Below are 25,592 nucleotides of genomic sequence, written 5' to 3'. Positions count from 1 at the left end.
TAGCTGCACTCACAGTTTACCCACACTGTCAGCATCCGTCAAGTGAATTTTACGGTTTCCTTCTGTCCCCTTAGGATTGTGACATTCTTTTTGATGCAGGCAGTCACATAATCAATCTGCTCTGCCGTAATTTTTTCATTTAAAGTAAGCCGCAATGCTCCCCTTGCAATTTCCGGCGGTACACCGATGGCTGTTAACACATGGGATGGCTCATGTTCTCCGGAAGAACACGCTGAACCTGCCGATGCACAGATTCCATCCATATCCAGCATAACCAAAAGATTCCCACCTTCTAACTCATCAAAACAAAAGTCCACATTATTCGGAAGGCGGTTGTTCCATTCCCCATTCAGCCTTACCTTCGGCACCTGCTTTAATACTGAATAAATCAAGTAATCCCGCATCCTTGTCTCGATTTCCATCCGCTCTTTTAAGCTTTCCATTGCCATGGCTGCCGCTTTTCCCATGCCTACAATTCCCGGCACATTCTCAGTTCCCGCCCGGACACCGCTTTCCTGGCCTCCTCCATGGATAAAAGGAGGTATCCTCTTTTTCTTTCGCACATATAAAAATCCGGTTCCCTTAGGTCCGTTGAATTTATGTGCGCTGGCACTCATCATATCAATATTCATTCTGTTGACATCAATGGGAATATGTCCATATGCCTGTACGGCATCCGTATGAAAACAGATTCCATATCTCCTGGCAAGCATACCGATTCCTGCTATAGGTTCTATGGTACCAATCTCATTATTTGCCATCATAACAGAAATCAATATGGTATCCGGCCGGATTGCCCGCCGTACCTGCTCCAAGGAAACCGTTCCCTTGTCATCTACCGGAAGATAAGTAATCTCATAACCATTCTGTTCCAGATATTCGCAGGTTCTTAATATTGCATGATGCTCTATTTTCGTGGTAATGATATGCCGACCACGCATAACCATACTTTCTGCGGTACATTTCAATGCCCAGTTATCAGATTCACTTCCTCCGGCTGTGAAATATATTTCCTCCGGCTGCGCCCCGATGCTCTGCGCAATGATCTGCCGGCTTTCTTCTATGGCATCATGACTTTTTTGCCCCAGATCATACAGGGCAGATGGGTTTCCATAACGACGCTCATAAAAGGGCAGCATTGCTTCGATTACTTCCGGTGCTGTCGGTGTTGTTGCTGCATTATCAAGATAAATCATTTTCTTCATGCTTCTTTCCCTCTGAGAATAGTTCTTTCTGCCTCTGATTTATCATATACTTTTGACAAATCTGGTTTTTCATGGAGGCTCCAATTGAAACCGTTGAAATCCATTTCAAATCCACTGATTACCGGTACTCTCCTGCTTACTGTGACCGGACTTTCCAGCAGAGTAATCGGTTTCTTCTATAGAATATTCCTCTCCCGCATAATTGGTGCAGAAGGTCTTGGAATTTATCAGCTTATTTTTCCGGTTTTTGCCCTCTGTATTGCCTTCAGTTCCTCAGGCATCCAGACCGCTGTCTCCCGCTTTGTTGCTGCAGCCGACCATAAAAATACCGGCATGAGTTACCTCTATGCCGGTCTGATTCTTTCTGTGGGAATTGCACTCTCACTTACTGTTATTCTGATTTCTTATTCTGATTTTATTGCCATTCATATTTTAGATGAAGTCCGTTGTGCTCCACTCCTTGTTATTCTTTCCTACTGCCTGATTCCTGCCAGTGTCCATGCCTGTATCAATGGTTATTATTATGGGAAGAAGAAAACTCTGGTGCCATCCGTAAGCCAGCTTATGGAGCAGGTTGTCCGGGTCTTAAGTGTCTATACACTTTATCTTATCTGCCTGGAAAAAAGTTATCCCATCACACCATCCATTGCTGTCTGGGGTGTTGTCTGCGGTGAACTGGCTTCTTCACTCTTTTCCGTAAGCTGCCTTCATTTCAAAAAGTGCAGCAGGCATATAAAAAGAATTTTTAAGGAACTTTCCCTCTTTGCGCTTCCCCTTACCACCAATCATGTAGCATATCACTTATTTTCCAGTATTGAAGCCATTCTGATTCCCATCTGCTTAAAAAAATATGGCTACAGCAATCAGGATGCCTTGAGCGTCTTCGGCATTTTTACCGGAATGGCAATGCCAATGATTCTTTTTCCCAATGTCCTTGTAAATTCTGTCTCGGTGCTGCTGATGCCTGCTATTTCAGAAGCCTATGCAAGAAGGATTTTCACTTAATCCGCCGTACTATAAAAAAAACAGTGTTTTATTGTCTGTTTCTTGGCTTTTCCTGTACCTTCGGTTTTCTTCTTACTGGAAAATGGATTGGACAATTCATTTTCCAGAACACATTAGCTGGCAGTTTCATACTCATATTAAGCTGGATCTGCCCTTTCCTCTATCTGTCCACCACCCTTACTTCCGTTCTTCACGGTCTAGGGAAACCGGGGCGTGCGTTCTACATTAATATGAGCGGCTGCACTTTACGCATTTTCTTTATCTATGCACTGATTCCAACATATGGCATCCGCTGCTACCTCTATGGCATGCTTGCAGGCGAACTGCTGACTACTTTTTTATCCTTTCTTGCACTCCTTCGGTTTGCCAGAAAAAAATTGCAAAAAAACAGTCTGCTTTAGTCTATTGATTTTAAGGATTCTGCCATGTTGATACGTTCTAATTTGCCTGTCATCATACAGTTTACAATCCATGCAAAGCCCATCGTCAGCAAAACACTAAAGAGATAACTTACTGCATTAATCTGTACATTAAAGGATACCATATCAATCTGTATCTCACCCATTACAAAACGATGGAACCATTTTCCTAAAATCAGTCCCAGTCCGCAGCCGATAGCAGTTAAGACCATATTCTCCCGAAACACATAAGATGCCGTTTCCTTTGGATAGAAGCCTAATACTTTAATGGTAGCTATCTCCCTCACCCGTTCCGTAATATTGATATTATTAAGATTATATAATACGATAAATGCCAGTGCTCCGGCACAGATAATAATGATAATGACAATATAATTCATACAGGACATCATCTGTGAAATCCGGCTTAACATATCGGAATTAACGGTTACTGCCGTCACACCATCTGCTTTCATCAGTGCCGCACTCACTTCATGAATATCTGACGCATCCGGCAGTCTCACATACACATTTTTAAATACCACATCCCCAATCTGTTTTTCATAGGATTCCGGTGCAATGTATACATAATTATAAATATGATTCTCACAGATTCCGGTGACTTTTAAGTGCATCTCATTGTTGTCACTGTCACGCAGCAGAATCGTATCGCCTTTTTTGACTGCATAGGTTTCTGCCACTTTCTTCGAAAGTACTGCTTCTCCTTCTTTTGGATAAGCAATCGGCTCCTGTTTCTTTGTATGAAGCGAAATAAAGTCTCCTACTTCATCCGGATTTTCCACTGCCACCATATGAATCGACTTAGTTCCTTTATCTGTCACCAGGTCAATGGTCTTTTCCATGGCATACATGCCTGCTGCATTTTCCTTTTCCAATACAGAATCTAAAGATTTAAGGTCAGCCTCTCCCGGCATCTTTCCATCTTTTAATGTAACTCCAATGTCGTAAAGCTGGATTTCTTCATACTGCTGGTCTGCCACTGCCACTACAGAATCTCTTACACCAAAGCCCATCACCAGCAATGCCGTACAGCCGCTGATTCCGATTACCATCATAAAGAAACGCTTCTTATAGCGAACAATATTTCTTACGGATACCTTCTGTAAGAATTTAAGTCTCTTCCAGATAAATGGTACATGCTCTAAGAATACACGTTTTCCGGCTTTTGGTGCTTTCGGCCGCATCAAATCTGCCGCCACTTCTTTTAACTCTTTATGGCAGGACAGCCAGGTCGTCCCAACGGAGCAAAGTACTGCAACGGTAAGTGAAACCAGTGCCAGTGGCAGGTCAGACACATAATAAATCCCACCCATTTTATAGACAATTCCATAGGCGGTTATGATGACTAACGGGAAGAAATGGATTCCCAGCACATAGCCGATTAACGTTCCGCTGATGGCTGCAGAGCCGGAATAGAAAAGATATTTTCCCATTATCTTTCCTTCACTAAAACCCAGTGCCTTTAATACTCCAATCTGTGTCCGCTGTTCTTCTACCATACGATTCATGGTCGTCATGCAGATTAACGCTGCCACCAGAAAGAAGAATACCGGAAATACATTGGCAATTCCTTTTACTACACCGGAATCATTTTTCAGGCACACATAACCCACATTGGTATTCCGGTCCAGTACATAAGTCTCCGGTTTCTCGATTTCATCTATCTTACTCTGTGCATCTGCTATCTGGTCATCCGCATCCTGCATCTGCTCATCAAATTCACTCTGCTTCTCCTGATACTGCAGTAAGCCGTCTGCCAGCTCTGTTTCTGCAGCCTCAAGCTGATCTTCTTTTTCTTCTATCTGTTCTTTTGCTGCCGCAAGCTGGTTCTCCCCATCCGTAAGCTCTGCCTTTGCAGCTGCCAGTGCATTTTTTCCATCTTCTATCTGCTGCTTTGCGGCTGCCAGATGGCTTTCCGCAGAAGAAAGCTGACCTGCGGCTGCTTCTAATTCCGCATTCTTTGCATTTAATTCTGCTTCTGCACCGGCAACCTCCGTTAAACCGGCTTCAATCTGTGCCAGCATCTCTTCATAGCCCGGAGTATTTTCCGTCAACTGTGCTTTTGCAGCCTCAAGGCTGTTTCTCTGATCTGTCACCTGCTGCTTTGCTGCCAAATAAACATTCAATCCCTGCTCATACTCTGCCTTTTTTGCTGCCAGTGCACTTTCCTGCCCGGAAATCTGCTGCGATGCGCTCTCTAATTCTGCCGCCTTAGAAGACAATGCATCCTTCCCGGACTGCAACTCCGATGCTTTAGCAGAAAGCTCGGTCTTTGCAGAAGCAATCTGATTTTTTCCATCGGAGATCTCTGTTTCTCCATCCGTAAGCTGCTGCTTTGCCGATTCTAATTCCGCTTCCGCTTCTGCCCGCTTTTCCTCTAACTCTTCCTTCTTCTCATCCAGTTCGTCCTGTGCGTCTTTTACAATCTCCTCATAGCGGATATCCGCCTGTTCCTTTGTATAGGTCTCCCAGTCCGCTTCCTTTGCTTCCATATAGGAATCATACTCATCGGAATAGATGTCATAATCTTCATCAAATTTAATATAGATTTCTGTGTCATAATCTACTGCAAATCCATCTTTTAATATATAGGCAAATCCGCTGATTCTGCCATTTCCAATGGATGTATTGCCACGTTCAAACTGGATATAGCACGGTGACTGTACCAGCCCGGTAATCGTATATTCTTTGTATGCAAATTTATCTAAATCATCTGTCGTATTATTTTCCGAAAGAACCAGCTTGCTTCCAATGGCATCTTCTGAAAAAAGTGCGGAATCTACCACACATTCATCAGCGGACTGCGGCATTTCTCCGGCAACCAGCTTCAGTTTATTGACCTTCTCTGTGATGGAATGCATCTTGATAACGCGCTCATTTTCTCCGGCATCCTTATAAAGAACCTCTGCCGATATGGCACCCTCCGCCGCCCGGACATCTTCTTTTTCTGCCAGTGCTTCTACATTTTCTTCTGTAAAGCCAAGTGTGGATACCAGACGATAATCATAGAATTGCAAATCCTTTAAATAGACATCCGCAGAATGCACCATGACCGACTGGGTAATCTTAAGGCCGGAAAAAAATGCAACACCCAGCGCAATAATGGCAAGGATAGCAAAATATCTTCCAAAGCTTTTCTTTATCTCACGAAATGTATTTCTCTTCATCATGGATTTCATATTTCAAACCCTTTCTTTTCCACATGGACTACCATTCAATCTCATCGACATCCACGATATGTTCATTTTTCTCTATCTTTTGAATGGTTCCGCTCTTTACGGTAATGACACGGTCTGCCATCGCAGTCAGTGCCTGATTATGTGTAATTACAATGACTGTTTTGCCCTGTTTTCTGCAGGTGTTCTGCAACAGTTTTAAAACGGCTTTTCCGGTATTGTAATCCAGTGCGCCTGTCGGTTCATCACAAAGCAGCATCTTCGGATTCTTCGCCAGTGCTCTTGCAATTGCCACTCTCTGCTGTTCTCCACCGGATAGCTGTGCCGGGAAATTGGCTTTCCGTTCACTTAAGCCCACCTCATCTAAAACTGTTGCTGCATCTAACGGTTCCTTGCAAATCTGTGCTGCAAGTTCAACATTTTCCAATGCTGTAAGATTCTGCACCAGATTATAAAACTGGAATACAAATCCCACATCATATCTCCGGTAACTGGTAAGCTGTCGCTTATTATATGCAGAGACTTCTTCTCCATCCAGATATACTTTTCCGGTGGTCAGGTAATCCATTCCTCCCAATATATTTAATATTGTTGTCTTTCCCGCTCCGGACGCTCCTACGATAACGCAGAATTCTCCCTTTTCTATTTCAAAATTCACATCATGTAATGCTTCTATCGTAACTTCTCCGGTTTTATATACTTTACTTACATTCTGAAAGGATACAAATGCCATTTGATAGCTTCCTCCTTTTATTCTGGTTATTCAGGTGATTGTGCAAACGGGATAGCGAACTTTGTTCCAATTATATTACGCTGATGCGCAGGGGATTATCTTCCGCTATGAAATGCCATGGTTCTAAAATACGTGTTTTCCTTGTTGTTATAAAAACCGTCTTTCCAATGTTTGTCAGAAGAGCTACACGGTTCGTCGAAATACAGATGCCTGATAAGGGCTGTTTAGGGACACTTGGAATTTCGTCTGGCAACAGGCAACGCTGGTGCACGGATGCACCAGCGAGGCACTACTGAACAAGGATGTGAATTTGTGCCGGTTGCCAGATGCGATTACATATAATATCGAAATTCCCAGTGTCCCTTGCAGGCATTATGTGGCATCTGCCTTCGACGGACAGTGCAGCTATTCCGCCAAAGCAACCGGAAAGACAGTTTACAAACAAGAAAAACACGCATTCTAAGAACGATCGGCATTTCATATCGAATAAAGATAATCCCTCTGTGCATCCCGTAATATTTTCAGGACAAAATCTATCCCCTTCACAATCACCTGTTACCTGCTTATTGTAATGGTAGCACAATCTTTTCACTTTTTGAAATTAAATTTTTCTAAAGTCAGGAAGTACGCTTTCCAAATTACACCTACAAAACCTGCCACCAGCATTTTCTTATGAATGCCTGACAACGAAAAAATCCACTTTCTTAGAATCACAGTCAGAATCTGCTATTCTAAAAAAGTGGATTATACATTCAAATATCCGAAAAATTTTTTCTTATAACAACGGAGCTATCACTGCATCAAACATACAATTTAAACTTTCTTCATATATCTCCTGATACGTGCGGTGAAAAGTCTCAGTAATTGCCATTGCCTGCTTTGGTACTTCTTCGTAAAGTCCAAATGCCGCCTCATATACTTCCGGATTCTTATCGTAAAATGCTTCTGTCATGGCATTTTCAAATTCAAATCGTGCGCCCTTGGAAAGATGCTCTTTAAAATCCTCTTTCCGTACATTTTTCACATAATCATCCTGAAATATATTTAATCCTTCTGCCTTGACTAATTCCTCTAAGCCTTCTTTTACATCTTCGTAAGTCATGGTCTTGAAATTCTCTACAAAGAATTTGTCAAAGGTCTCCTTATCCGGAAACTGCTTTGTTAAGCTCTCCATCTCTTTTTCCTCCTGTCTTATACCGCATGCAAAATCATGCGTTCCCGATATACCACTTCCATATGGTCTAATACTCTTCTCGCCCGCTGATACTGGTTATAATGTGTGCTGATAACGCAGACTTCCTTCGCCCCATTATAAGCAACTCTCTTATAAAATGGAACTCTCACCCAGTTCTGTGTAAATGGGATCTCATGGCTTACCAGTGTCCGCATCATCTGACTGCTGACTCTGGCATTGGTAGTTCTGCATAATTCCACATCCCGGTCAATATTTTTCCCCATGGTCTTCGGTTTGTTCTTCTTCATAATAATACCCTGTCTCCTTCTATTTGTCCATAATCTGAATCTCTACGGTCTTCCCCAGACAGCCTGCTACCTTCACTAGAAAATCCAGACTTGGATTATATCTTCCGCTCTCCAATCTGGAAATATTGGATTTCTTCGTGCCTGCCCGCTCTGCAAGCACTTCCTGGGTAATATGCTGTTCCTTGCGCACCGCCTTCAACTGACGCACCACATCCGAACGCGTCGACTGCTCCCTGCTCTTATTCTTCTCCATTTCTCACCTCAACAACTGTCTCTATGTTATCATATATGATAACTTATTGTCAACGAAAAAGAGCCTCAAAAAGGCTCTTTTTGAACTATTCTTCTATCTGACGCAGCACCTTGCGGAACTGGAAATAGAACAGTACAGACGTAAAGCTTACCGCCAGCACATCCGCTACCGGCTCTGCCATATAAACTGCCATTGCCTGATTGCCGGTAAAAATGTGCGGCATAATATAAATAAGCGGCAGTAATAATACGAATTTACGCATGACCGCTACAATAATGGAAGATACTGCTTTTCCCAGTGATGTAAATGCCATCTGACACGCCATCTGGATTCCGAATATCATAATTGCCATAAGATAAATCCGGAGTGCATTTCCCGTATATGCAATCAGTGCCTCATCCGAGGTAAACATGGCTGCAAATGCTCTTGGAAATGCCATCACCAATGCCCACAAAACAAAGGAAAATCCAACATCAATTTTCAATAATAAAAAATAGGCTTCTTTTACCCTGTCTGCTCTTTTGGCTCCATAATTATAGCTGATAATCGGCTGCGCTCCCTGACCCAATCCCTGTAACGGAAGTAGTGCAAACTGCATGACACTGGTTAATATGGTCATGGCTCCTACTGCCATATCTCCGCCATATCGTAATAACGAAGAATTAAAGCAGACTGAAATCACGCTCTCGCTTGCCTGCATAATAAACATTGCTGTTCCAAGTGCAATACTCGGCCAAATAATATTTGCCTGCAAAACCATATTTTTTCCTTTCAGGCGAAGATGCGTTTTCTTTCCGCATAAGAAAGCCAGCACCCAGATACAGGAACATGCCTGGGAAAGAACCGTTGCCAGCGCTGCTCCTTTTACACCCATTCCAAATCCAAAGATAAATACCGGATCCAGCACAATGTTAATCACTGCACCAATCAGTACCGACAGCATACTGGTTCTGGCAAATCCCTGCGCCGTAATAAATGCATTCATCCCCAGGGTCAACTGCACAAAAATCGTTCCTATAGCATAAATATTCATATAATCAGCAGCAAAAGAAATTGTATTTTCGCTGGCTCCAAATGCCAGAAGAAAGCCTCTGTTTCCAGCCAGCAGAAATGCAGTCAGTATCAGCGATACAATAATCTGGGTGCAAAAACAGTTCCCCAGCGTTTTTTCCGCCTTGTCCTTCTCTCCTTTTCCCATAAATATGGTTGCCCGTGGAGCACCACCATTGCTAATCAGTGCTGCAAACGCAGATACTACCATAATAAGCGGCATGCATACACCAACTCCGGTTAGTGCCATTGCACCATCCCCCGGAATATGGCCGATGTACATACGATCTACTATGTTATACATCATATTAATCAACTGGGCTGCAACGGTAGGCAATGCCAGTTTTAATAACAGCTTTCCTACCGGTTCTGTTTCTAAAAATGTTCTGTCATTGGTCTGTTCCATGTAATTCTCCTTACCTTCTACTCGCGTAACTACGGGAAACACGCTTAGCGAGTTTCTCGAGTTATCGCGGTGCTCGCCAAATCTGAACAGAAAAGAAGTTCGCCAAAGCGAGCTTGGCTCCTTCTTTTCTCCCAGATTTTTCTCGCTACTCGCGTAAAAAAAGAACCGACCAGTAGTCGATTCTTTTCCAAAATTTTAATGCGCTTGACGGCGCAAAAGCTGAACCTTTGCAACCGTCACCACTGACAGCGCCTTCCACCAGTTTGAGATCAACCTTGCAATTCTCTCCTGAGTAATTCATCACTAAAACCAGATGATCGTCGTCGTACAAATAGACGGAATTTAGGAACGTATCGACCAACATAATGCGATACGCCTCGTCGTTTATATCTCCAGAGCGGAACCTCTCTAAAAAATAGATAATTTGATCTCGCTCAAACTCTGGCTCTGCTAAGAGCTCGTGAGCTATTCCTTTTTCAATGTCCGCACGATCAGCCTCCAGCTCCATGAGCCGGGTTTTTGTACTCGGGGTAATTATGCCGGCTTCAATGGCTGCCAGCATGTTGCTGATTGCTTTCTCATTTTCTTTTTGCCGGATCTCCAGCGCGTGAAGGCCGGACTGATCCTTTTCTCTTTTCTGGTACTCCATGACACGATCGGCAATCTGCTCGATCAGCTCGTCGTTGTGTACGATTTTGACAAGCTCTCCGACAACAAGGTCCTCGATCCAGTCTTTAGGCACCGACTCCTTCTTACAGCTCCGGCCGCGCTTGCGCTTCGTGCATGAGTAATAGGCGTAGGCTTTCCCGGTGTGGCTGGTGCCGCCGTCGCCTATCATCGGAGAACCACAAAGCCCGCAAAACAATTTTGTTGTAAGCAGGAAATTTTGCGCCTTGCCTCTGGCTGGTGCGTCGTGGTTTATTTTTAGCATTTTCTGAACCCTCTCAAATAGATCCCGATCGGTAATTATGGCCGGGATCCCATTCTCGACATAAATGTCCTCATACTCATAGACACCAATATATTTTTTATTCGATAGAATACGCCGGAGGTGTTTTTATTGAATTTACCGCCCCGGCTCGTCCGGTAGCCCTCCGAGTTTAGTCTCTCGTATATGTCCTTCGCACGCTCACCCTCGGCATATTCCTCGAAGATCCTGCGAACGATAGTGGCCTCGGCCTGATCTATCATATAGCGACCGTCCGGGCCGGTTTTCAACCCGAGACAGGTCTTTCCTAGTGTTTTGAGCTCCAGCGCGCTGTCGTAGTTGCCGCGCTTCACGTTCTGGGCGAGGTTTTCGCTGTAATACTCAGCGTAGCCCTCCATTACTGACTCTAATATAATACCCTCCGGGCCGTCCGGTATGGTCTCTTTTGCGTAGAAAATACGGATCCCGTTCTTTTTGAGCTTATATTTATACATGGCTGAGTCGTACCGGTTCCGGGCAAAACGGTCCATTTTCCAGAGCAGCACGCAGTTAAAGCGGCCCTTCTCGCTGTCCTTCATCATTCTTTGAAAGTCTGGCCGCCGGTCCACTCGTCCAGTCATTGCCTTGTCGATGTATTCGCCTATGACAATAATGCCGTGCTTTTTGGCGAACTCGTAGCAGTCGCGGAGCTGTCCCTCGATCGACTCCTCACGCTGGCCGCTGCTGGAATATCTTGCGTATATGACCGCCCGTAATGGCTCTACGCCGCAGGAATTATCCGAGCCACCTCCTGCGGCATATTTTCGAGCCGTGTTTTTACTTGTCGGCATTATCCTGAGTGCCTGACTCTATTACGGTATAGCCGTAAGCTCTGGCAGTCTCGGCCGCTGCCTCCCGCTGCTCCTCCAGAGAAGCCTCTGCAAGATCAGGATCCGGCTGTCTGGTATACTCAGCAACCTTCAGGCCAACCACCGCGCCGGTGCTGTCGGTGAATTTGTTGCAACAGATCATAACCATGTCAATGATCCAGCCGAAGCCCAGACCGCCGACAGTGAAAATATAAAGGACTCCGGTGCCGACCTTGCCAACATAGAAGCGGTGAGCCCCAAAGAAGCCGAGGAACACACAGAGGGCAAGAGTTACCCACTTGTTTTTATTGGAAACCACCACGGGGGCAGCAGGCGCCTCCTGAGAGGTGGAACCGGCAGCAGTCTGGCCCGTTTTCTTACTTGTGGAGTAGGAAAGACCGGTACCCGGGATCCCCACCGTTGTTGTCACTCTGCCGCTGGTGCTGAATGTTTTCTTGAACCCCTTCGGGCCGATCGATATGCTTGCGCTCTTTGCACTCAGGTTCAGGCGAACACCCGGCGCGATCTTTTTGCTCTTTCTAAATCTCATTCCCATATATAAGGACCTCCTTCGCTTTTATTGTAACCGATCATCGGCCGGAGTTCTGGGCCGGCCGCGTCGGTTATGTAAAATCAAGTTTTATAACATTTCCCTCTCGGGAAGTTCGGGGGCGTTTCTTGTGGTAATTTATGCCATTTTTTCGTTGTCCCCTTTTTCGTCCATACCTAAAGCCCTTAATACGATTTGCTTGTCGATTGTGTCGCTTTTTCTATATCTCAGTATGATCTCGCGCTCCTGATCGGTCAAATGCATGTCGGTCTTTTTTGGTGTGGGCGTTTCGTCGCCAAATACTCCGAGAATATTATCAACGCCGTACAGCTTGCACAATTTCAAAAATGTAAAAGCGTCCGGCTCTGACTTTCCTATCTCCCAAGAACCTAAAGTACTTTTATTCTTTAGGCCCAGCTCGTCGGCGACTTGTTGCTGGGTAAAACCCTTGCTGTCTCGTAATTCTCTCAATTTACCCCCGAGCTCTTTGCTCGCCATGTCCTGTTCACCTCCTTCCTTCCTATACCAATATAACATGGAAATAGTCGCCGGTCAATTATAAAGTTGAATATTTCAATCAAAAAGTGTTGACAATCGAATAATTCAACCGTATAATAAGCTCAAGGTTGAAATATTCAACCAAGGAGGTGAGAACATGAACGAATACATTGCCAAGTATCTGAAAAACAAAATCAACGAAACGGGTATCACTTACAGAAACGTATCAAAAAAGACCGGTATCGAGTACCAACGCTTAATGAGAATATTTAACCAGAACGCAGTTATTTCAGCGTCCGAGCTTATTGCTCTTTGCAATGTCCTCGGAATTGAACCGACAGTTTTCTACTCAGCAATGAGTCAGCAGGCTGCGGTATAGGAGGCCAACACATGAAAAGAAAAGACTACTACCCTTCTTATATACCGCGCAAGTGGATCCACTTCGCTGAGCATGGCAGAAAATACCGGATCCGAAAGAAATACCGCAACCGGATCCTGCGAACCGTAAGCAGCCACCACTCAGACTTTGAGACGGTCCTCTTTAATGTAATGCAGCACACAAGCCACAGCGGAATAACTACCGCGGAATTTTGCCGAGGCCTCACCGCCCCGCCGCTGCCCGATTATTTTAGAGACTGCTCCCCAGACGACGGCATACAGATCCCGGACGATATTCGACAGCTCAGTGAGAAGCTCGAGGAGCTCAAAGAAATCATAGAGCGCACGCTCTCCCCGGTGCTCGACTGGATCAAAGAGCTGGCCGGTAAAATTGTGAAGGTTGTACGCGACGCGGTGGACCGTATCTGGTGCAATGACCGCCACTGGTGTACATGGCAGAACACCACAAAAAGCGCCGGATCCGTAAGAAGTACAGAACCAAGATCAAGCGCATGGCAAGAGACAGAGCCCACAAGCTGCTCCACTCTCTCGGGTGTGATACCACAGAGGAGCAGGACGACACCGAGGCCAGCGACGACGAGGAGGTCCCCTAATGGCAAGAAAGAACTCGCAGACGAGACAAGCAGCCTGCCGAATATGCGGTAAGGACTGGCAACTCAGCGCTCTGGCCGTTATCCCTCCGAGCGGTTACGTCTGCCCGGTGTGTGAAACCAAGCAGAGGAAGGAGCGACTTTATGGCAATGAAAACACTCAAAAGCGTGGGATCCAGAACCCCGCAAAATATCAACATCGAACTCGATACACTCCCGGAAAATGAGAGCGACGCGCTCTGCAGGACCATAATCAGCGGAATGTCGAGAGCGTTCGAGGATCCTGCCGTTATGGCAGATTATCAAAACTGGAAGAAACAGAGACAACAAAGAAAGGAGGCAGCAGCCCTATGAAATACATGGGAAGCAAGGCGAAAGTCGCCCGCTACATCGTGCCGATCATTCAGAAACAGATCGAGCGCTCCGGCTATGAGACCTATCTCGAGCCATTCTGCGGCGGCTGCAATGTGATCGACAAGATCGAAGCCCCGCAGCGGATCGCCAGCGATTGCAACAAGTACCTGATCGCCCTCATGCAGCACATTCAGGCAGGCGGCGAGCTCCCGGGCTACATTGAGCGCGAGGAATACGCCAAAGTCAGAGCCAACCGCGACGACTACCCGGAATGGTACGCAGGCTATGTCGGTTTTGTAGCTTCGTATAACGGCAGATTTTTCGACGGCGGCTACTCTGGCAAGACTCAGACAACCGGAGGGCTCCGGGACTATCAGGACGAGGGCCGGCGCAACATCGAGGCGCAGCGGGACAAGCTGAAGGACGTCATTTTCTTACATAAGGACTACCGGGCATGGAACCCGACCGGGTGCGTCATTTACATGGATCCACCCTACGAGAACACAAAGCAGTATAAATCGGTTGAAATTTTCGACCACGCGGACTTCTGGAGAGTCGCACGGCTCTGGAGTCGCGACAACATTGTACTAATCAGCGAGCAGGAAGCTCCTGACGACTTCGTGCCGGTGTGGATCCACAGCGTAACCCGCACCATGAGCGATCGACGACGTTCTGGCGCTCTACGAGGTGACTAAGGCCATGAGCAAAGAACGGGACGACCTGACGGACTACATAGACCTTCTGGGCTACAACCCGAAGTACGGCATAACCGGCCGGAAATTGAGGCAGATCACATACATGCCACAGTCTTACAAGCTCGGGTGTAGACTGCCGGATCTTATGAATGGAGGTGGATCTTGTGAGTAACGGCGTACTTATTACCCTGATTATTTGCGTAACGCTGGTAATTATCAGCTACAACAACAAAGGTGGAAAAGACAACGACAAAAAGTAAAGGAGGCGTGCAACACATGGCCGAAGAATACAGCCGCAAGGCGGTTTTTGAGATACTGGGCCAAGAGGTCCCAGACAAGGAAATGAAGCGGGCCGAGTCTTATGCAGACAGAAAGCTCGAGCGGGCCACAGAAATGCAGCCAGAGGACGCGGCGACGTACCGCTCCGGCTGGTATCGCGTTTTGCTGGTGGCCGATCTGGTGAAGCAGCTCGCCTTCCAAGACTTCACGCTCGCCCTCTGCGAGCTGAGAAACTACGAACCAAAAGGAGGCATACAGACCAATGCAAACACATGAGGACATAAAAAGGGCCAGACGCCCAGAACGTCCAGCCCAAGTGACCGCGAAGAAGGAGACGGTGCTCTCGCCTGAGCCCGTCCATAATTTCAAAGATCACAGAGAAATTATAGCACGAAAACGCAGAAAAGCCAATAGGCGCCGCGAGGTTTTCCTTGCCAGACTGGCAGCAGGCGCCGCTCTGGTGTTTGTTGTGACCGTTACCGTGAGTCTGGTATCTTGCAGCAAGAAAAAAGAACCAGTAAACGCTCCGGCAACAGAAACAACAGAGACACCGCAGGAGACTACTCTCATAATTCAAGACGAAACACAGCCAGACGGCTACTACTTCGCATATCTGACAGAGGACGGAGAACCTCACGCCGTAGACATGGAGGAGCTCGCGAGGTCGTGGGCCTCTGAGGCAGGTTTTGAAATCAGGTACGAGCTGACAGACGCCGAACGCTACGAGCTGGCTCAGATTGTTACAGCAGAGGCCGAGGGCGAACCTCTGGCCGGTAAAATTGCAATTTGCCAGTGTATCCTGCAGGCGTGTGAGGACGACGGGATCCGGCCGGCAGAGGCAGCAGACCGCTACTCCTATTCCAAGAAAAGACCGGAGCCGTCAGTGGAGGCAATGCAGGCCGTTCGGTATGTGTTTGACTTTGGAATGACAGCAAGCACCGAGCCGATCAAATACTTTTACAATCCCGATCTTGTGGCGAGTAAGTTCCACGAGTCGCAGCGCTACATAATGACAATTAACAACCACCGCTTCTATGCGGAGAAAAAATAAGGAGGATCTTATCATGGCGGTATTAACACAGACAGTAACCACAGAGACAGCAATCAACTGGGAGGAGCTGGCTCAGAAAATCAAGGACAACACCAGCGGCCTGAAGGTGGGCGACATTATTACAGAGAAAACCCTCGACGGCGAGGAAATGGATCTCGTAGTCGTTGATATGGGCCCGGGCTGGGCTCGCTTCGAGAGTAAGGACTGCCTGCCGGTAGAGGTTGCCTACAACCAGAACAACAGAAACGCCGGAGGCTTCGCAGACTCAGACGTCAAGCATTACTTAAACGAGGAAGTTTCAACAGTCTGCCGGAGGAGCTTCGCAATGTGATTGCCGAGGTTGAGCGTAAGCAGGAAAACGGCGAGAGCTCACTCTGTCGCCTCTTTTTACCTACCGAGTCGGAGCTGTTCGGGGACTGCTGCTATTCAGAGGACGGCACATACAACCAGATCGAATACTACAAGGACCGCCGCAACCGTATCAAGTGCAACAGAAAAGGAGGCTCACCTGATTGGTACTGGACCGCTTCTGTCTGGGGTGGCAACTCTACTTATTGCGTGGGCGTCGGCGACAACGGGAACTCCAACGGCTGGGGCGCCAGCACCGAGCTTTACGTCCCGGTCTGCTTCGTAATTCAGTAAATCATAAATCCCGCCGCCTTTGTGCGGCGGCATAAGGAGGAGAAACCACATGCAAGAAGAACAGAAAGAAACCGCAGCGGGCTCCCCGGTTGCCTCATTCCAGACGCGGCGGGACAAACCGATCGAGGTAATGAGCCTGCAGGAGAAATTCATCGAACTGCGGCGCCAGATCCCGAGAATTGAAAAGGGCCAGCATAGCGAGGAGGTTCCCTATAAGTTTGCAAAGATTGACGACGTCTGGAGGGCTATCACTCCCACGATGAATGAGCTCGGCGTCAACTTCGACATTATTCAGGAGGAAAACGCCCAGATTAAAACCATGAACACGCAGCACGGCGGCCTCATGTTCCTTTATGAGTCCGATCTGACAATGCGCTGGACCAACGCTGACAACGAGGACGACACCGACGAGGCCCAGACTCATGCGATCGCATGGAATGACGATCCGGCCAAAGCCAAAGGCAGCGCGTGGACCTATGCTATAAAATATTATCTTTTTGAAAAATTCAGCATTGACATGGGCGAGACTGATCCAGACATGAAGGGCAAGCCAAGCGCTCAAACGGCCTCACAGCCGGTCAGAAATGCCGCAGGCAACCAACAGAGCCAACAAGGCAATAAAACCGCTCAGAGCGGCCAGAATGGAGCCGAGAAAAAGCTCACAGCGGCCCAGCTCGACAGAATGTACCGGAAAGCTCAGGACGCCGGGCTCTCCAAAGAGCAGACAGACGGCAGGATCAATTATTTATACAACAAGAAACCAGCCGACATGACTCGGGCAGAGTATGACGACATTTGCAAGCGCATGGACGACACAGCCAGAGAGCTGAGGAATGGAGGAAATAGACAGTGAACAAAGTCATTTTAATGGGGAGGCTCACCAGAGATCCCGAAGTACGATACACGCAAGGCAATGAGCCTATGGCGATAGCCCGCTACACTCTCGCCGTGGACCGCAGAGGCAGAAAAGACGGAGGCGAAGCAACTGCCGACTTTATCCAGTGCGTTGCCTTTAGAAATAACGCCGAATTTGCTGAGAAATACCTGAGACAAGGCACAAAGATCGCAATAACCGGCAGGATCCAGACGGGAAGCTACACCGACCGTGAGGGCCGCAAGGTATACACTACCGAAGTTGTTGTTGAGGAGGCCGAGTTTGCAGAAAGTAAGAACAAAAACAGCAACCAGCAGGAGCCTCCAACCGGTCCTGCAAGCGGCGACGGTTTTATGAATATACCGGAGGACGCAGACGATCAGCTCCCTTTTAATTGATTTTTGTCCTACCGGTCAACCGGTGGACGACCACCGGACGACCGACAAACGACCAAAACAGAAAGACGCGCCAAGAAAAAGGACGACCAAAAAAGGAAGGAGGAAACGCCGTGGCATGGTTGAAAATTTATCAATCAATTAGACAGCATAGAAAAATTTTAGACGCAGCCGACGCTCTCGAAATAGTTCCACCCTACATGATCGGGCTCCTGACTTCGTTCTGGCTCTGGCTCTCGATAACGCCCCGGACGGCAACGTCTCGGAGATAAGCGCGCGAAATATAGCCCGCGCAGCACAATGGGACGGAGACGCCGACGAACTGCTGCAAGCCTTTATTTCTGCGGGTTTGTTGGATCAGGGCGACGAGGATCCTGCTACTCTCACGATCCACGACTGGGAGGAATATGCAGGCACTCTGATCCAGCAGCGTGAAGCCGAAAAGGAACGCTCCAGACGCCGCCGAGCGGCTGCTAAAAAGACCGAAGGACGACCGCCGGACGACCAACAAGCAACCGCTGGCAGAGTAGACAAGACTAGAGTAGATAAGACTAGAGATATAAAGGATCCTTTAAGTGCTCCTCCAGAGCACGAAGCAGCGGCACCTGCTAAATCAGATCCGACTCCGTATGTGAAAATCATGCAGTTATACAACGAGATCTGCGTCAGCTTCTCGAAGATCCAGAAGATTGACGGAGCCAGACGCAAGGCGGTGGCCGCAAGATTTAAGACCTACCCGAATATTGAGACATTCGAGACACTATTCAGAAAAACCGAGGCAAGCAGCTTTATGAAAGGCGAAAACGATCGCAACTGGCGGGCTGACTTCGACTGGATAATGAAACCGACAAACATGTGCAAAGTGCTGGAAGGCAAATATGACGACAAAGGAGGCCCGGACAATGGCAACGAACCACCAAGCGGATCCCGCTACAAGCTCACCGGCTTCACAGCAGCCGAGTGACGGCTGGTTTTACAGCAACGAGGAAAGAGACTGGCCGGAACCACCACCAGAGCCGGTGCCGTGTGAATATTGCGGAAAGCTCCGGTATCACAGAGGCAAAGAACTCAGCAACATGGGCGACCGGATCTTCTGGATCCCCACCGCTATTCCCTGCAAATGCCCGGGAGCAGTCGAGGCCAGAGAAAAGGAACAACTCAAACGGGAGCAGGAAGAAAAACGGAAAGCCGAGGACGAAATCAGACGCCGGGTGTCACGCCTCAGATGTGACTCAGGAATGAGGGGCCGCTTTTTAGAACGAACCTTCAGCAACTACCTCACCCCAGACGAGAGAACGGCCAAAGCGAAAGAAACGGCCATGCGATACGCCCAGAATTTTGACAACATGGGCCAGAAGAAAAACGGGCTTTTCATACTGGGCGACATAGGCGTCGGAAAGACTCACCTCGCTGCTGCTATCGCCAACGACCTGATCCAGAGAGGCCGGCCGGTTATTTGTATGACAATGATCGACATGCTGGCAAGGATCAAGGCTACATACGACAAGCGCGAAATCTCAGAGGGTGAGATCCTGAGAGTTTACGAAACAGTCCCGCTCCTCATTATCGACGATATGGGGAAAGAGCCGCCGACAGACTGGGGCGTCTCGAAGATCTACGCGATCATAAACGCCCGATACGAAGGCTACAAGCCAACGATTGTAACAAGCAACTACACAGACACCGAGCTGGAGAAACGCCTCACTCCTCAGAACGGGGACGACATGACAGCGAGGGCCACTGTGGACCGGCTGCGAGAAATGTGCGAGGCGCTCGTCATGGAGGGCCAGAGCTGGCGCAGCAGATAAGGAGGCAGACAATGAGTGCAACAAACAGAGGAAGCACCAGAAAGCCGCACGACTTCTACCCGACACCAATCTCGACGATCGAGACATTTCTCGACGTTTTCCCTCTGAGGGGGGGATCGAGGTGTTGGAACCGGGAGCAGGTAGCGGCAACATAATCAAGACACTACAAAAATACGGCGATTTTTCGATCGACGCGGTGGAGATCAGACCAGAGGAGGCACAACACCTGCAGGATCTCGGCGTCAATGTGATTATTGACGACTTCCTGAGTATGGACCTCGGGAAAAAGTACGATCTTATCATCGGCAACCCGCCATTTAATCAGGCGATCGAATTTGTTGAGAAATGTCTCGGGCTACTTAAACCGGGCGGCAGGCTCATTTTCCTGCTCCGCACCGCGTTCATGGAAAGCGACCAGCGTTTTGAGTTCTGGCAGCAGGAAGATCACCGGCTCGCCGGACTCTACACCCTACATAAGCGCCCGAGCTTTACCGGACACGGAACGGACGCCACGAGTTACTCGTGGTTCGTATGGCAGCCCGGCAGCAGTCACCAGACAATAAAAATCATTTAGGAGGTATCAAATGCCGGAATACATAAAAGATACCGAGTGCAGTCGAGACACCCCCGTAATATGGGGAAAACTCTCGGATCGTTCTTATGGCACCGGTAAAAGAATAAAACCAAACATCGACGGAAAGCACGCCACAGACTACGAGAAAAAAATCTATTTACCCGAACTGCTGCCACTGGAGGAATACGACCTTGTAATCGTTCTGTTTTCTGGAGGCAAAGACTCGACGGCTGCATATTTCAAACTTTTAGAGCTGGGCGTCCCGAAAAACAAGATCGAGCTATGGCACCATGACATTGACGGAAAGAACAAAGAGCGCCGCATGGACTGGCCTTGTACTCAGGAATATGTAAAAGCCTTCGCAGAACGCGAAAAGGTAACACTCCGGGTTAGTTGGAGGGATCAAGGCTTCTGGGGCGAAGTTTACAGAGTCGGCGCAAGCTATCCGATCCGGTACATGCAGGACGGAGAAGTCAAAACCTGCAGCCAGTCAAAACAGCAGATCAGAAGTCAAGAGCTCCGCGAACAACTGGCCGACGATTTTACAGAGGAGGAATTTGAGGAGCTAAAGTCATACGGCTACCGCATGAAGTTCCCGGCAAAAGCTGGCGACTTAATGCGCCGCTGGTGCAGTGGTTACTTGAAAATAGACGTAGCCGCCGCGACGATCAGGAACCTCGAAACAATCAGCAAGGATAAAAAGATCCTGATCGTATCTGGAGAACGCCGAGGCGAAAGCTCCGGGCGCTCGAAGTACAACGAAATGGAGATCCACCGGTCAAACGCCACCGCAAAGGCTCATAGACTCGTACACCAGTGGAGGGCTGTTATTGATTATTCAGAGCGGGACGTCTGGGAAGTGATAAAGAGGAACCGAACGACGCCCCACCCTTGCTACTCTGCCGGCTGGAACCGGTGCTCGTGTATGATGTGCATTTTTTCACTACCGAGGCACTGGGCCGGGATCCGTGAGCTATTCCCCGAAGAATTTGAGGCGGTGAAAAACGACGAGGAGCGTCTGGGCTTCACTCTCGACAATAAAAAGGACTTAGAGGAATACGTCGGAGACGCTGAGAGTTGTGTCTGCCATGCAGCAGTCGAGGCGATCCGGCAGATTATAAGCGGAAAATTTACAGTAGACGAAATTACCACCCCGTCAGAGCTCTGGGACTTTCCTGCGGGAGCGTTCAAAGGCAGCGACGGCGGTCCATGTTAGGAGGACACCGAATGAAATTAACTTATATTTGCTCACCGTGTCGCGGTGATTATGAGAAAAACATCATCAAGGCGCAGGAATACTGCCGCGAGGCAATGAATGACGGCCTGCTGCCACTCGCCCCTCATGTGTATTTTACGCAGTTTGTGGACGACTCCAACCCAGAGGAAAGAAAGCTCGGCCTGCGTTGCGGGCTCCAGCTCCTCAGATATTGCCAACTTATCAGAGTTTACGGCTGCGAGGTATCTGCTGGAATGTATGACGAGATCCAGCTCGCCGGAGTGCTCGACATTGAGATCCAAGTTTTCGGCCCGCCGGAATTTATCGAGAACGTGTTGGAAATCTACAATCATGCAGCAGTAACACAGCGCAGACCTCTGAGAAAACTCGCCGCCTCTGCCGCTGCTGCATACGCCGATCAGCCTGCTGCCGCTCCACTACTTGCGGAGGCCGACAAGAGTCTCAGAGAGGTTACTGCGGTTCATATCAACATAGATCCGACAGAGGCCTCAGAACTCGGCGAAATGATTGCGAACAGCCTGAGAAATGGCAGCTCAATGTTGAGAGGGGGTGCGTGATATGAGTAACGGACGAAATTCAGAGGCTACCCGGATCCTACACCATGCGAAGCCGAGAGAAATATCGAGTATGAGCGCCGGCAGCAGGGCCGCCGTGCTAAATACGCCGGGGAACGCTTCGAGAATATGATCTCCGCAGCGTGCAACTACTACCGCTCCCAGAATATTGCGGACATTGAGAAAACGCCGGAGCCTATGCGACCTCTGAAACCATACGGAGATCGCAGACGCGGCCAATATGTCGCGGTTTTCACCAAGAAAGCCCAGAACGACTACAAGGGAATACTCAACGGCGGCCGGTGCATTGCCTTCGAGGCCAAACATACAGACGCCGACAAGATCGAAGCCTCTGCCGTGAGCGATCGGCAGGCTGAACTGCTGGAGAACTACGAGAAAATGGGCGCGAGCTGCTTCGTGCTCGTGAGCTTTAAGTTTGAGCAGTTCTACCGCATACCGTGGAGCGTCTGGCGAGATATGAAGGACATATACGGCCACAAGCACTTGAAACGCAGCGAGATCCAAGACTATGAGATCGGCCTCAATCATCTGGGTACGCTGGAATTTTTGAAAAAGACAAAGGGAGGAACGCACAATGCTGACACGCGCGCTTAATGATTTGAAAAACCCAAAAAGTAAAACCGGATCGCTCCAGATTATTGCGACATTCACCGGGACAACCGGATCAATGGGATTTATCACCGGCCAGCGTTACGAGTTGATCGTGAGATATATCCGCAGCCGCGGACGCTTCGAGGTAAAAACCAGAGACGGTCAGCTCTTTTGCCCTTATCAGAGCACGGAGGCCTTCGCGAAGAACTGGAGCGCCTCAGCTATCCAGAAAGGAGCCTAGATGATCGAGAACTACACCAGACTATCTTCGAGAATGTTCACGGCAACGGTGGTCGGAAAGGATAAGAACGGGAGAAAAATCACAGAAGGCAGGGAAACGTACAAAACGCCCAGCGGAGTATATGAGATCAAGGACTGGGCTCGGCTCGTTGAAAAAGCAGCCGAAGCCGACGGCCTGCTCCCACTACTGGAACAAATAAAACGGCATGTGAAAGAATACGCATGGATGAAAAACGCCAGCGACATAAATGTGCTGATTTTAGCGGCTGAGTGTCTGACCGGGCGCGCCTATGAGCACTGGGAAGGCTTTGTTATTCCAATGAATACGCAAGCAGACGAAACGGGACAACTAACATTTTGCTTTTAGAAAGGAGCCTAAATGAAAGCGATAACAATATGGCAGCCGTGGGCTGAATTTATAGCCGCCGGCGTAAAACATAACGAGACAAGAAGCTGGGCCACAAAATACAGAGGACCGATTGCGATCCATGCAGCAGTCAAACCAATACGCCAAGTCGTACCGCTTCTGTCAGAGAAAGCCTTCGGACTCATGGTCGAGAAGCTGGAAAAAGCAAGCATGGCAAACGGTGAGCTCCTGACATATTTCAATTACGGAGAAGTAATTGCAACGGCTGAGCTTGTGGCCTGCCACCTCATAACAGAAGAATACCTCTCTACTCTACCGGACACCGAAAAGGCTCTCGGAGATTATTCTCTCGGCCGTTACGCATGGGAGCTGAGAAACGTCAAAGAACTGCCGGAGCCCATAAAAGCAAAAGGCCAGCAGGGGCTCTGGAGCTGGGAGGCATAGCATGAACATAACAATAAAACCGTGGAAACCCGGAGACGGCGGGCTTATATGCCTTCCGCTCCGCTCCAATATACCAGACGCAAGCAAGCACCCAGACTGGCGCCTTGTAACATGCCCGCGCTGCGGCCGGGAGTGCTGGGAACCAGAGCTTGCGCGCCAAGTAAAGGCAACGGGAGTCACCGGAGTTTGTACCGAGTGCGCTCTCAGAGCCGCAACCACACCGAGAGGAGGTGAACAGAAGAAATGACCGCAGCAGAAATCACGCTCGGCGCCGTCGTGTGTGCATTATGGGCCGTTTTCCTGATTTTATCAGCAATCGGAATCGTAGTAACCCACAAAGACGCCAAAAAGAAAAACGCAGAGCTCCACATGGTAGCCTATGCGACCTATCAACTCAGCCTTCGCATTGACGAGCTGAATAATTCAACGACCAAGAAGGAGGATCCAGAAAATGAAGAAAACAAGCGTACAGAGTAACATCAACCTCGAGACTCTCGCTGGCGGTGCTTTTACCGAAAAACTCAACGAGGCACTCATGCAGGTGGCCGAGAACATTCAGAACCCGAACACAGAGGCAACCACCAAGAGACAGATCCAGATCACGCTCAAATTTGCACCGAATAAAACAAGACAGCTCGTAAGCACTCAGATCTCTGTCACGACCAAACTTGCAGCAACCGAAGCAATCGACACTCAAATGATTATGGGCGTAAATATGAGAACCGGACAGATCGAGATCGCAGAATATGACGGCCAAATCCGCGGGCAAATGTCATTTAATGACCTGCAGACTCAGGAGCAGCCAGCAGAAACGACTCAAAATACCGCTCCCGCCGCCGATGAGACACAGCAGGCAGCAGGCGCCGCAGAACAGCAGCCAGCACCAACCGGCAAACCTCTGGACCTGAAAAACAGAAATAAAAAGCCTGCAGAAGCTCCAGCCAATCAGGAGCAGGAAAAGGCAGAGACGGCAGCAGGCGAACTCGTACCGGGCAGAGACTTCGATCCTGAGACGGGCGAGGTATTTGAGAATGGTCGCCCACCGGTCGACCAGCCAACAACCACAGAACAACCGAAAAGCAACCAGCACAAAGTCATTACAATGGGCCCGAAGGCCGTAAACGCATAAGGAGGACGAAACAATGGAAGGAATAAAGGAAGCTATTGCATTTATCACAGGACTGGCAGTAAAAGCCGAGGATCCGAAAACTGTCGAGATTAACGGCAAGACATACTGCACGAAGGATCTCGTAAGATATGACGCACCGGAAAAAGCGGCGCCTATCTCTGCAACCACACTCACCTCACTGGTGGACTACATCAAAGAAAACCGCGAAGAATTGCGCGATCGTATGATTATTCAGGTCGTGAACGAAACAAAGGTGCTTTTATACTCCGGCTTGCTTGCTGAGCGCGACCGCGAGACACTTTTCGAGGTCAACGCACTGCTGCCTCGTTTTGAATATGGCAGAGAATACGATCAGGAGAGCTTTCTCATTTCTATGCAGTCATGCTTCAAGGAAAGCGACGACCGCGAAGCTGTCACCATGCTGGCGAGCAATATCGTGAACACTCAGGAGGCTACCTTCTCAGATAACGGGACAACCCAGCAGGCAGTTATGAAAACCGGAATAACCACAAAGGACAACGTGCTCGTACCGAACCCGGTAAACCTGATACCATACCGCACATTTTTGGAGGTTGAGCAGCCGGCCAGTGACTTTGTTTTCAGAGTAAGCGAAGGCAGAGGCGGCGCTCCGGTATTCAAGCTCGTGGCTGCTGACGGTGGCGTCTGGAAATCTCAGGCGGTGGCAAATGTCAAGGCGTACCTCGTGGAGGCGCTCAAAGACATACCGGACAGAGACAAGATCACGATCATTGCATAATGTCACCGACACAAATGTCGGGATCATCAAGGGAGGGC

The 25,592-nt window shown here is 48.5% G+C and carries 36 protein-coding genes; 25 read left to right on the top strand and 11 right to left on the bottom strand.

What is annotated here, in order from left to right:
* Positions 1–38: 38 nt before the first annotated feature.
* Entirely contained in the window at positions 39–1,205 is a 1,167-nt protein-coding gene (locus tag DW059_RS00890; protein ID WP_117696900.1) for a cysteine desulfurase family protein, read from the bottom strand.
* An 84-nt stretch (positions 1,206–1,289) separates the two neighbouring features.
* Here DW059_RS00890 and DW059_RS00885 point away from each other — a divergent pair, with 84 nt between their 5' ends.
* Both DW059_RS00885 and DW059_RS17470 read left to right on the top strand, forming a co-directional pair.
* On the top strand, positions 1,290–2,210 hold the full coding sequence (locus tag DW059_RS00885) for an oligosaccharide flippase family protein (protein ID WP_242986046.1): 921 nt from the start codon (positions 1,290–1,292) through the stop codon (positions 2,208–2,210).
* 23 nt (positions 2,211–2,233) lie between these two features.
* The gene (locus DW059_RS17470; RefSeq protein ID WP_242986045.1) at positions 2,234–2,611 is read left to right on the top strand and encodes a polysaccharide biosynthesis C-terminal domain-containing protein; all 378 of its coding nucleotides are present in this window, start codon (positions 2,234–2,236) and stop codon (positions 2,609–2,611) included.
* Here the strand turns inward: DW059_RS17470 and DW059_RS00880 are convergent.
* From DW059_RS00880 to DW059_RS00830, 10 genes are all read right to left on the bottom strand, one after another.
* Positions 2,608–5,808, bottom strand: coding sequence for an ABC transporter permease (locus tag DW059_RS00880; RefSeq protein WP_242986044.1), 3,201 nt, complete (start codon positions 5,806–5,808; stop codon positions 2,608–2,610). The two genes, DW059_RS17470 and DW059_RS00880, sit on opposite strands and share 4 nt — an antisense overlap.
* 28 nt (positions 5,809–5,836) lie before the next feature.
* A complete protein-coding gene (locus DW059_RS00875; protein ID WP_117696897.1) occupies positions 5,837–6,538 on the bottom strand; it encodes an ABC transporter ATP-binding protein in 702 nt (233 codons plus the stop codon).
* Positions 6,539–7,313: 775 nt separating this feature from the next.
* Positions 7,314–7,712: a hypothetical protein gene (locus tag DW059_RS00865; protein ID WP_022242417.1), complete on the bottom strand. Its 399-nt coding sequence runs from the start codon at positions 7,710–7,712 to the stop codon at positions 7,314–7,316.
* Between the two features lie 17 nt (positions 7,713–7,729).
* The gene (locus DW059_RS00860) at positions 7,730–8,020 is read right to left on the bottom strand and encodes a hypothetical protein (protein ID WP_022242418.1); all 291 of its coding nucleotides are present in this window, start codon (positions 8,018–8,020) and stop codon (positions 7,730–7,732) included.
* 19 nt (positions 8,021–8,039) lie between these two features.
* Complete coding sequence (locus tag DW059_RS00855; RefSeq protein ID WP_022242419.1) at positions 8,040–8,273, bottom strand: helix-turn-helix domain-containing protein; 234 nt, start codon at positions 8,271–8,273, stop codon at positions 8,040–8,042.
* Between the two features lie 85 nt (positions 8,274–8,358).
* The gene (locus DW059_RS00850) at positions 8,359–9,729 is read right to left on the bottom strand and encodes an MATE family efflux transporter (RefSeq protein WP_117696893.1); all 1,371 of its coding nucleotides are present in this window, start codon (positions 9,727–9,729) and stop codon (positions 8,359–8,361) included.
* A 145-nt stretch (positions 9,730–9,874) separates the two neighbouring features.
* Entirely contained in the window at positions 9,875–10,660 is a 786-nt protein-coding gene (locus DW059_RS00845) for a zinc ribbon domain-containing protein (RefSeq protein WP_117696891.1), read from the bottom strand.
* Between the two features lie 35 nt (positions 10,661–10,695).
* A complete protein-coding gene (locus DW059_RS00840; protein WP_117696889.1) occupies positions 10,696–11,487 on the bottom strand; it encodes a recombinase family protein in 792 nt (263 codons plus the stop codon).
* Positions 11,474–12,061 (bottom strand): DUF4236 domain-containing protein, encoded by a 588-nt coding sequence (locus tag DW059_RS00835; RefSeq protein ID WP_242986043.1) that lies wholly within the window; start codon positions 12,059–12,061, stop codon positions 11,474–11,476. Before DW059_RS00835 ends, DW059_RS00840 begins: the two co-directional genes overlap by 14 nt.
* A 132-nt stretch (positions 12,062–12,193) precedes the next feature.
* A complete protein-coding gene (locus DW059_RS00830; protein ID WP_158551922.1) occupies positions 12,194–12,553 on the bottom strand; it encodes a helix-turn-helix domain-containing protein in 360 nt (119 codons plus the stop codon).
* Positions 12,554–12,710: 157 nt separating this feature from the next.
* On the opposite strand from DW059_RS00830, the gene DW059_RS00825 reads away from it, so the two are divergent.
* The 23 genes from DW059_RS00825 (at position 12,711) to DW059_RS00705 (ending at position 25,554) form a co-directional block, all read left to right on the top strand.
* Positions 12,711–12,932 carry a helix-turn-helix domain-containing protein gene (locus tag DW059_RS00825; RefSeq protein WP_117696884.1) on the top strand — a complete coding sequence of 74 codons (222 nt, stop codon included), beginning with the start codon at positions 12,711–12,713 and terminating at the stop codon, positions 12,930–12,932.
* Between the two features lie 11 nt (positions 12,933–12,943).
* Positions 12,944–13,597, top strand: coding sequence for a hypothetical protein (locus DW059_RS00820; RefSeq protein ID WP_117696881.1), 654 nt, complete (start codon positions 12,944–12,946; stop codon positions 13,595–13,597).
* Between the two features lie 89 nt (positions 13,598–13,686).
* The gene (locus DW059_RS00815) at positions 13,687–13,896 is read left to right on the top strand and encodes a hypothetical protein (RefSeq protein ID WP_024725574.1); all 210 of its coding nucleotides are present in this window, start codon (positions 13,687–13,689) and stop codon (positions 13,894–13,896) included.
* Entirely contained in the window at positions 13,893–14,591 is a 699-nt protein-coding gene (locus DW059_RS00810; RefSeq protein WP_117696878.1) for a DNA adenine methylase, read from the top strand. Before DW059_RS00815 ends, DW059_RS00810 begins: the two co-directional genes overlap by 4 nt.
* Positions 14,592–14,595: 4 nt before the next feature.
* Positions 14,596–14,763 (top strand): hypothetical protein, encoded by a 168-nt coding sequence (locus tag DW059_RS00805; protein ID WP_199534279.1) that lies wholly within the window; start codon positions 14,596–14,598, stop codon positions 14,761–14,763.
* Between the two features lie 104 nt (positions 14,764–14,867).
* Positions 14,868–15,146, top strand: coding sequence for a chitinase (locus DW059_RS00800; protein ID WP_117696875.1), 279 nt, complete (start codon positions 14,868–14,870; stop codon positions 15,144–15,146).
* Complete coding sequence (locus DW059_RS00795) at positions 15,133–15,921, top strand: spore cortex-lytic protein (protein ID WP_117696872.1); 789 nt, start codon at positions 15,133–15,135, stop codon at positions 15,919–15,921. Before DW059_RS00800 ends, DW059_RS00795 begins: the two co-directional genes overlap by 14 nt.
* Positions 15,922–15,934: 13 nt before the next feature.
* Positions 15,935–16,252, top strand: a complete 318-nt coding sequence (locus DW059_RS00790) for a hypothetical protein (RefSeq protein ID WP_117696869.1) — start codon at positions 15,935–15,937, stop codon at positions 16,250–16,252.
* Positions 16,249–16,563 carry a DUF6273 domain-containing protein gene (locus DW059_RS15795; RefSeq protein ID WP_147326014.1) on the top strand — a complete coding sequence of 105 codons (315 nt, stop codon included), beginning with the start codon at positions 16,249–16,251 and terminating at the stop codon, positions 16,561–16,563. The genes DW059_RS00790 and DW059_RS15795 overlap by 4 nt, the downstream gene beginning before the upstream one ends.
* A 49-nt stretch (positions 16,564–16,612) precedes the next feature.
* The gene (locus tag DW059_RS00780; protein ID WP_117696864.1) at positions 16,613–17,416 is read left to right on the top strand and encodes an ERF family protein; all 804 of its coding nucleotides are present in this window, start codon (positions 16,613–16,615) and stop codon (positions 17,414–17,416) included.
* Entirely contained in the window at positions 17,413–17,835 is a 423-nt protein-coding gene (locus DW059_RS00775; protein WP_117696861.1) for a single-stranded DNA-binding protein, read from the top strand. The genes DW059_RS00780 and DW059_RS00775 overlap by 4 nt, the downstream gene beginning before the upstream one ends.
* A gap of 349 nt (positions 17,836–18,184) precedes the next feature.
* Positions 18,185–18,796 (top strand): hypothetical protein, encoded by a 612-nt coding sequence (locus tag DW059_RS00765; RefSeq protein WP_117696855.1) that lies wholly within the window; start codon positions 18,185–18,187, stop codon positions 18,794–18,796.
* Positions 18,735–19,640 (top strand): ATP-binding protein, encoded by a 906-nt coding sequence (locus DW059_RS00760; protein WP_117696853.1) that lies wholly within the window; start codon positions 18,735–18,737, stop codon positions 19,638–19,640. Before DW059_RS00765 ends, DW059_RS00760 begins: the two co-directional genes overlap by 62 nt.
* Before the next feature lie 124 nt (positions 19,641–19,764).
* Positions 19,765–20,214: a class I SAM-dependent methyltransferase gene (locus DW059_RS00755; RefSeq protein WP_242986042.1), complete on the top strand. Its 450-nt coding sequence runs from the start codon at positions 19,765–19,767 to the stop codon at positions 20,212–20,214.
* A 10-nt stretch (positions 20,215–20,224) separates the two neighbouring features.
* Positions 20,225–21,430, top strand: coding sequence for a phosphoadenosine phosphosulfate reductase domain-containing protein (locus DW059_RS00750; protein WP_117696847.1), 1,206 nt, complete (start codon positions 20,225–20,227; stop codon positions 21,428–21,430).
* An 11-nt stretch (positions 21,431–21,441) separates the two neighbouring features.
* Positions 21,442–22,008 (top strand): DUF7768 domain-containing protein, encoded by a 567-nt coding sequence (locus tag DW059_RS00745; RefSeq protein ID WP_117696844.1) that lies wholly within the window; start codon positions 21,442–21,444, stop codon positions 22,006–22,008.
* Between the two features lie 63 nt (positions 22,009–22,071).
* Positions 22,072–22,620 carry a Holliday junction resolvase RecU gene (locus DW059_RS00740; protein WP_117696841.1) on the top strand — a complete coding sequence of 183 codons (549 nt, stop codon included), beginning with the start codon at positions 22,072–22,074 and terminating at the stop codon, positions 22,618–22,620.
* Positions 22,601–22,858: a hypothetical protein gene (locus DW059_RS00735; protein ID WP_024725560.1), complete on the top strand. Its 258-nt coding sequence runs from the start codon at positions 22,601–22,603 to the stop codon at positions 22,856–22,858. The genes DW059_RS00740 and DW059_RS00735 overlap by 20 nt, the downstream gene beginning before the upstream one ends.
* The gene (locus DW059_RS00730) at positions 22,859–23,224 is read left to right on the top strand and encodes a hypothetical protein (RefSeq protein ID WP_006855710.1); all 366 of its coding nucleotides are present in this window, start codon (positions 22,859–22,861) and stop codon (positions 23,222–23,224) included.
* Positions 23,225–23,236: 12 nt separating this feature from the next.
* Positions 23,237–23,668 carry an ASCH domain-containing protein gene (locus DW059_RS00725; RefSeq protein ID WP_006855711.1) on the top strand — a complete coding sequence of 144 codons (432 nt, stop codon included), beginning with the start codon at positions 23,237–23,239 and terminating at the stop codon, positions 23,666–23,668.
* Positions 23,669–23,911: 243 nt separating this feature from the next.
* Positions 23,912–24,145, top strand: a complete 234-nt coding sequence (locus DW059_RS00715; RefSeq protein WP_117696837.1) for a hypothetical protein — start codon at positions 23,912–23,914, stop codon at positions 24,143–24,145.
* Positions 24,120–24,797 (top strand): replication protein, encoded by a 678-nt coding sequence (locus DW059_RS00710; protein ID WP_117696834.1) that lies wholly within the window; start codon positions 24,120–24,122, stop codon positions 24,795–24,797. The genes DW059_RS00715 and DW059_RS00710 overlap by 26 nt, the downstream gene beginning before the upstream one ends.
* Before the next feature lie 13 nt (positions 24,798–24,810).
* On the top strand, positions 24,811–25,554 hold the full coding sequence (locus tag DW059_RS00705) for a hypothetical protein (RefSeq protein ID WP_117696831.1): 744 nt from the start codon (positions 24,811–24,813) through the stop codon (positions 25,552–25,554).
* The last annotated feature ends 38 nt before the right edge of the window (positions 25,555–25,592 follow it).

Source organism: Roseburia sp. AF42-8 (assembly GCF_003435965.1).
In the GTDB taxonomy this organism is placed as follows: domain Bacteria; phylum Bacillota; class Clostridia; order Lachnospirales; family Lachnospiraceae; genus Roseburia_C; species Roseburia_C amylophila.
Note: the sequence above shows the minus strand (reverse complement) of the source record. Positions and strands in the feature narration are given on the sequence as shown.

What these genes read in the sequence shown, in the direction of transcription:
- DW059_RS00890 (WP_117696900.1), bottom strand. Translation starts at nt 1,205, where the DNA reads ATGAAGAAAATGATTTATCTTGATAATGCAGCAACAACACCGACAGCA.
- DW059_RS00880 (WP_242986044.1), bottom strand. Translation starts at nt 5,808, where the DNA reads ATGAAATCCATGATGAAGAGAAATACATTTCGTGAGATAAAGAAAAGC.
- DW059_RS00875 (WP_117696897.1), bottom strand. Translation starts at nt 6,538, where the DNA reads ATGGCATTTGTATCCTTTCAGAATGTAAGTAAAGTATATAAAACCGGA.
- DW059_RS00865 (WP_022242417.1), bottom strand. Translation starts at nt 7,712, where the DNA reads ATGGAGAGCTTAACAAAGCAGTTTCCGGATAAGGAGACCTTTGACAAA.
- DW059_RS00860 (WP_022242418.1), bottom strand. Translation starts at nt 8,020, where the DNA reads ATGAAGAAGAACAAACCGAAGACCATGGGGAAAAATATTGACCGGGAT.
- DW059_RS00855 (WP_022242419.1), bottom strand. Translation starts at nt 8,273, where the DNA reads ATGGAGAAGAATAAGAGCAGGGAGCAGTCGACGCGTTCGGATGTGGTG.
- DW059_RS00850 (WP_117696893.1), bottom strand. Translation starts at nt 9,729, where the DNA reads ATGGAACAGACCAATGACAGAACATTTTTAGAAACAGAACCGGTAGGA.
- DW059_RS00845 (WP_117696891.1), bottom strand. Translation starts at nt 10,660, where the DNA reads ATGCTAAAAATAAACCACGACGCACCAGCCAGAGGCAAGGCGCAAAAT.
- DW059_RS00840 (WP_117696889.1), bottom strand. Translation starts at nt 11,487, where the DNA reads ATGCCGACAAGTAAAAACACGGCTCGAAAATATGCCGCAGGAGGTGGC.
- DW059_RS00835 (WP_242986043.1), bottom strand. Translation starts at nt 12,061, where the DNA reads ATGGGAATGAGATTTAGAAAGAGCAAAAAGATCGCGCCGGGTGTTCGC.
- DW059_RS00830 (WP_158551922.1), bottom strand. Translation starts at nt 12,553, where the DNA reads ATGGCGAGCAAAGAGCTCGGGGGTAAATTGAGAGAATTACGAGACAGC.
- DW059_RS00825 (WP_117696884.1), top strand. Translation starts at nt 12,711, where the DNA reads ATGAACGAATACATTGCCAAGTATCTGAAAAACAAAATCAACGAAACG.
- DW059_RS00820 (WP_117696881.1), top strand. Translation starts at nt 12,944, where the DNA reads ATGAAAAGAAAAGACTACTACCCTTCTTATATACCGCGCAAGTGGATC.
- DW059_RS00815 (WP_024725574.1), top strand. Translation starts at nt 13,687, where the DNA reads ATGGCAATGAAAACACTCAAAAGCGTGGGATCCAGAACCCCGCAAAAT.
- DW059_RS00810 (WP_117696878.1), top strand. Translation starts at nt 13,893, where the DNA reads ATGAAATACATGGGAAGCAAGGCGAAAGTCGCCCGCTACATCGTGCCG.
- DW059_RS00805 (WP_199534279.1), top strand. Translation starts at nt 14,596, where the DNA reads ATGAGCAAAGAACGGGACGACCTGACGGACTACATAGACCTTCTGGGC.
- DW059_RS00800 (WP_117696875.1), top strand. Translation starts at nt 14,868, where the DNA reads ATGGCCGAAGAATACAGCCGCAAGGCGGTTTTTGAGATACTGGGCCAA.
- DW059_RS00795 (WP_117696872.1), top strand. Translation starts at nt 15,133, where the DNA reads ATGCAAACACATGAGGACATAAAAAGGGCCAGACGCCCAGAACGTCCA.
- DW059_RS00790 (WP_117696869.1), top strand. Translation starts at nt 15,935, where the DNA reads ATGGCGGTATTAACACAGACAGTAACCACAGAGACAGCAATCAACTGG.
- DW059_RS00780 (WP_117696864.1), top strand. Translation starts at nt 16,613, where the DNA reads ATGCAAGAAGAACAGAAAGAAACCGCAGCGGGCTCCCCGGTTGCCTCA.
- DW059_RS00760 (WP_117696853.1), top strand. Translation starts at nt 18,735, where the DNA reads ATGGCAACGAACCACCAAGCGGATCCCGCTACAAGCTCACCGGCTTCA.
- DW059_RS00750 (WP_117696847.1), top strand. Translation starts at nt 20,225, where the DNA reads ATGCCGGAATACATAAAAGATACCGAGTGCAGTCGAGACACCCCCGTA.
- DW059_RS00745 (WP_117696844.1), top strand. Translation starts at nt 21,442, where the DNA reads ATGAAATTAACTTATATTTGCTCACCGTGTCGCGGTGATTATGAGAAA.
- DW059_RS00735 (WP_024725560.1), top strand. Translation starts at nt 22,601, where the DNA reads ATGCTGACACGCGCGCTTAATGATTTGAAAAACCCAAAAAGTAAAACC.
- DW059_RS00730 (WP_006855710.1), top strand. Translation starts at nt 22,859, where the DNA reads ATGATCGAGAACTACACCAGACTATCTTCGAGAATGTTCACGGCAACG.
- DW059_RS00725 (WP_006855711.1), top strand. Translation starts at nt 23,237, where the DNA reads ATGAAAGCGATAACAATATGGCAGCCGTGGGCTGAATTTATAGCCGCC.
- DW059_RS00715 (WP_117696837.1), top strand. Translation starts at nt 23,912, where the DNA reads ATGACCGCAGCAGAAATCACGCTCGGCGCCGTCGTGTGTGCATTATGG.
- DW059_RS00710 (WP_117696834.1), top strand. Translation starts at nt 24,120, where the DNA reads ATGAAGAAAACAAGCGTACAGAGTAACATCAACCTCGAGACTCTCGCT.
- DW059_RS00705 (WP_117696831.1), top strand. Translation starts at nt 24,811, where the DNA reads ATGGAAGGAATAAAGGAAGCTATTGCATTTATCACAGGACTGGCAGTA.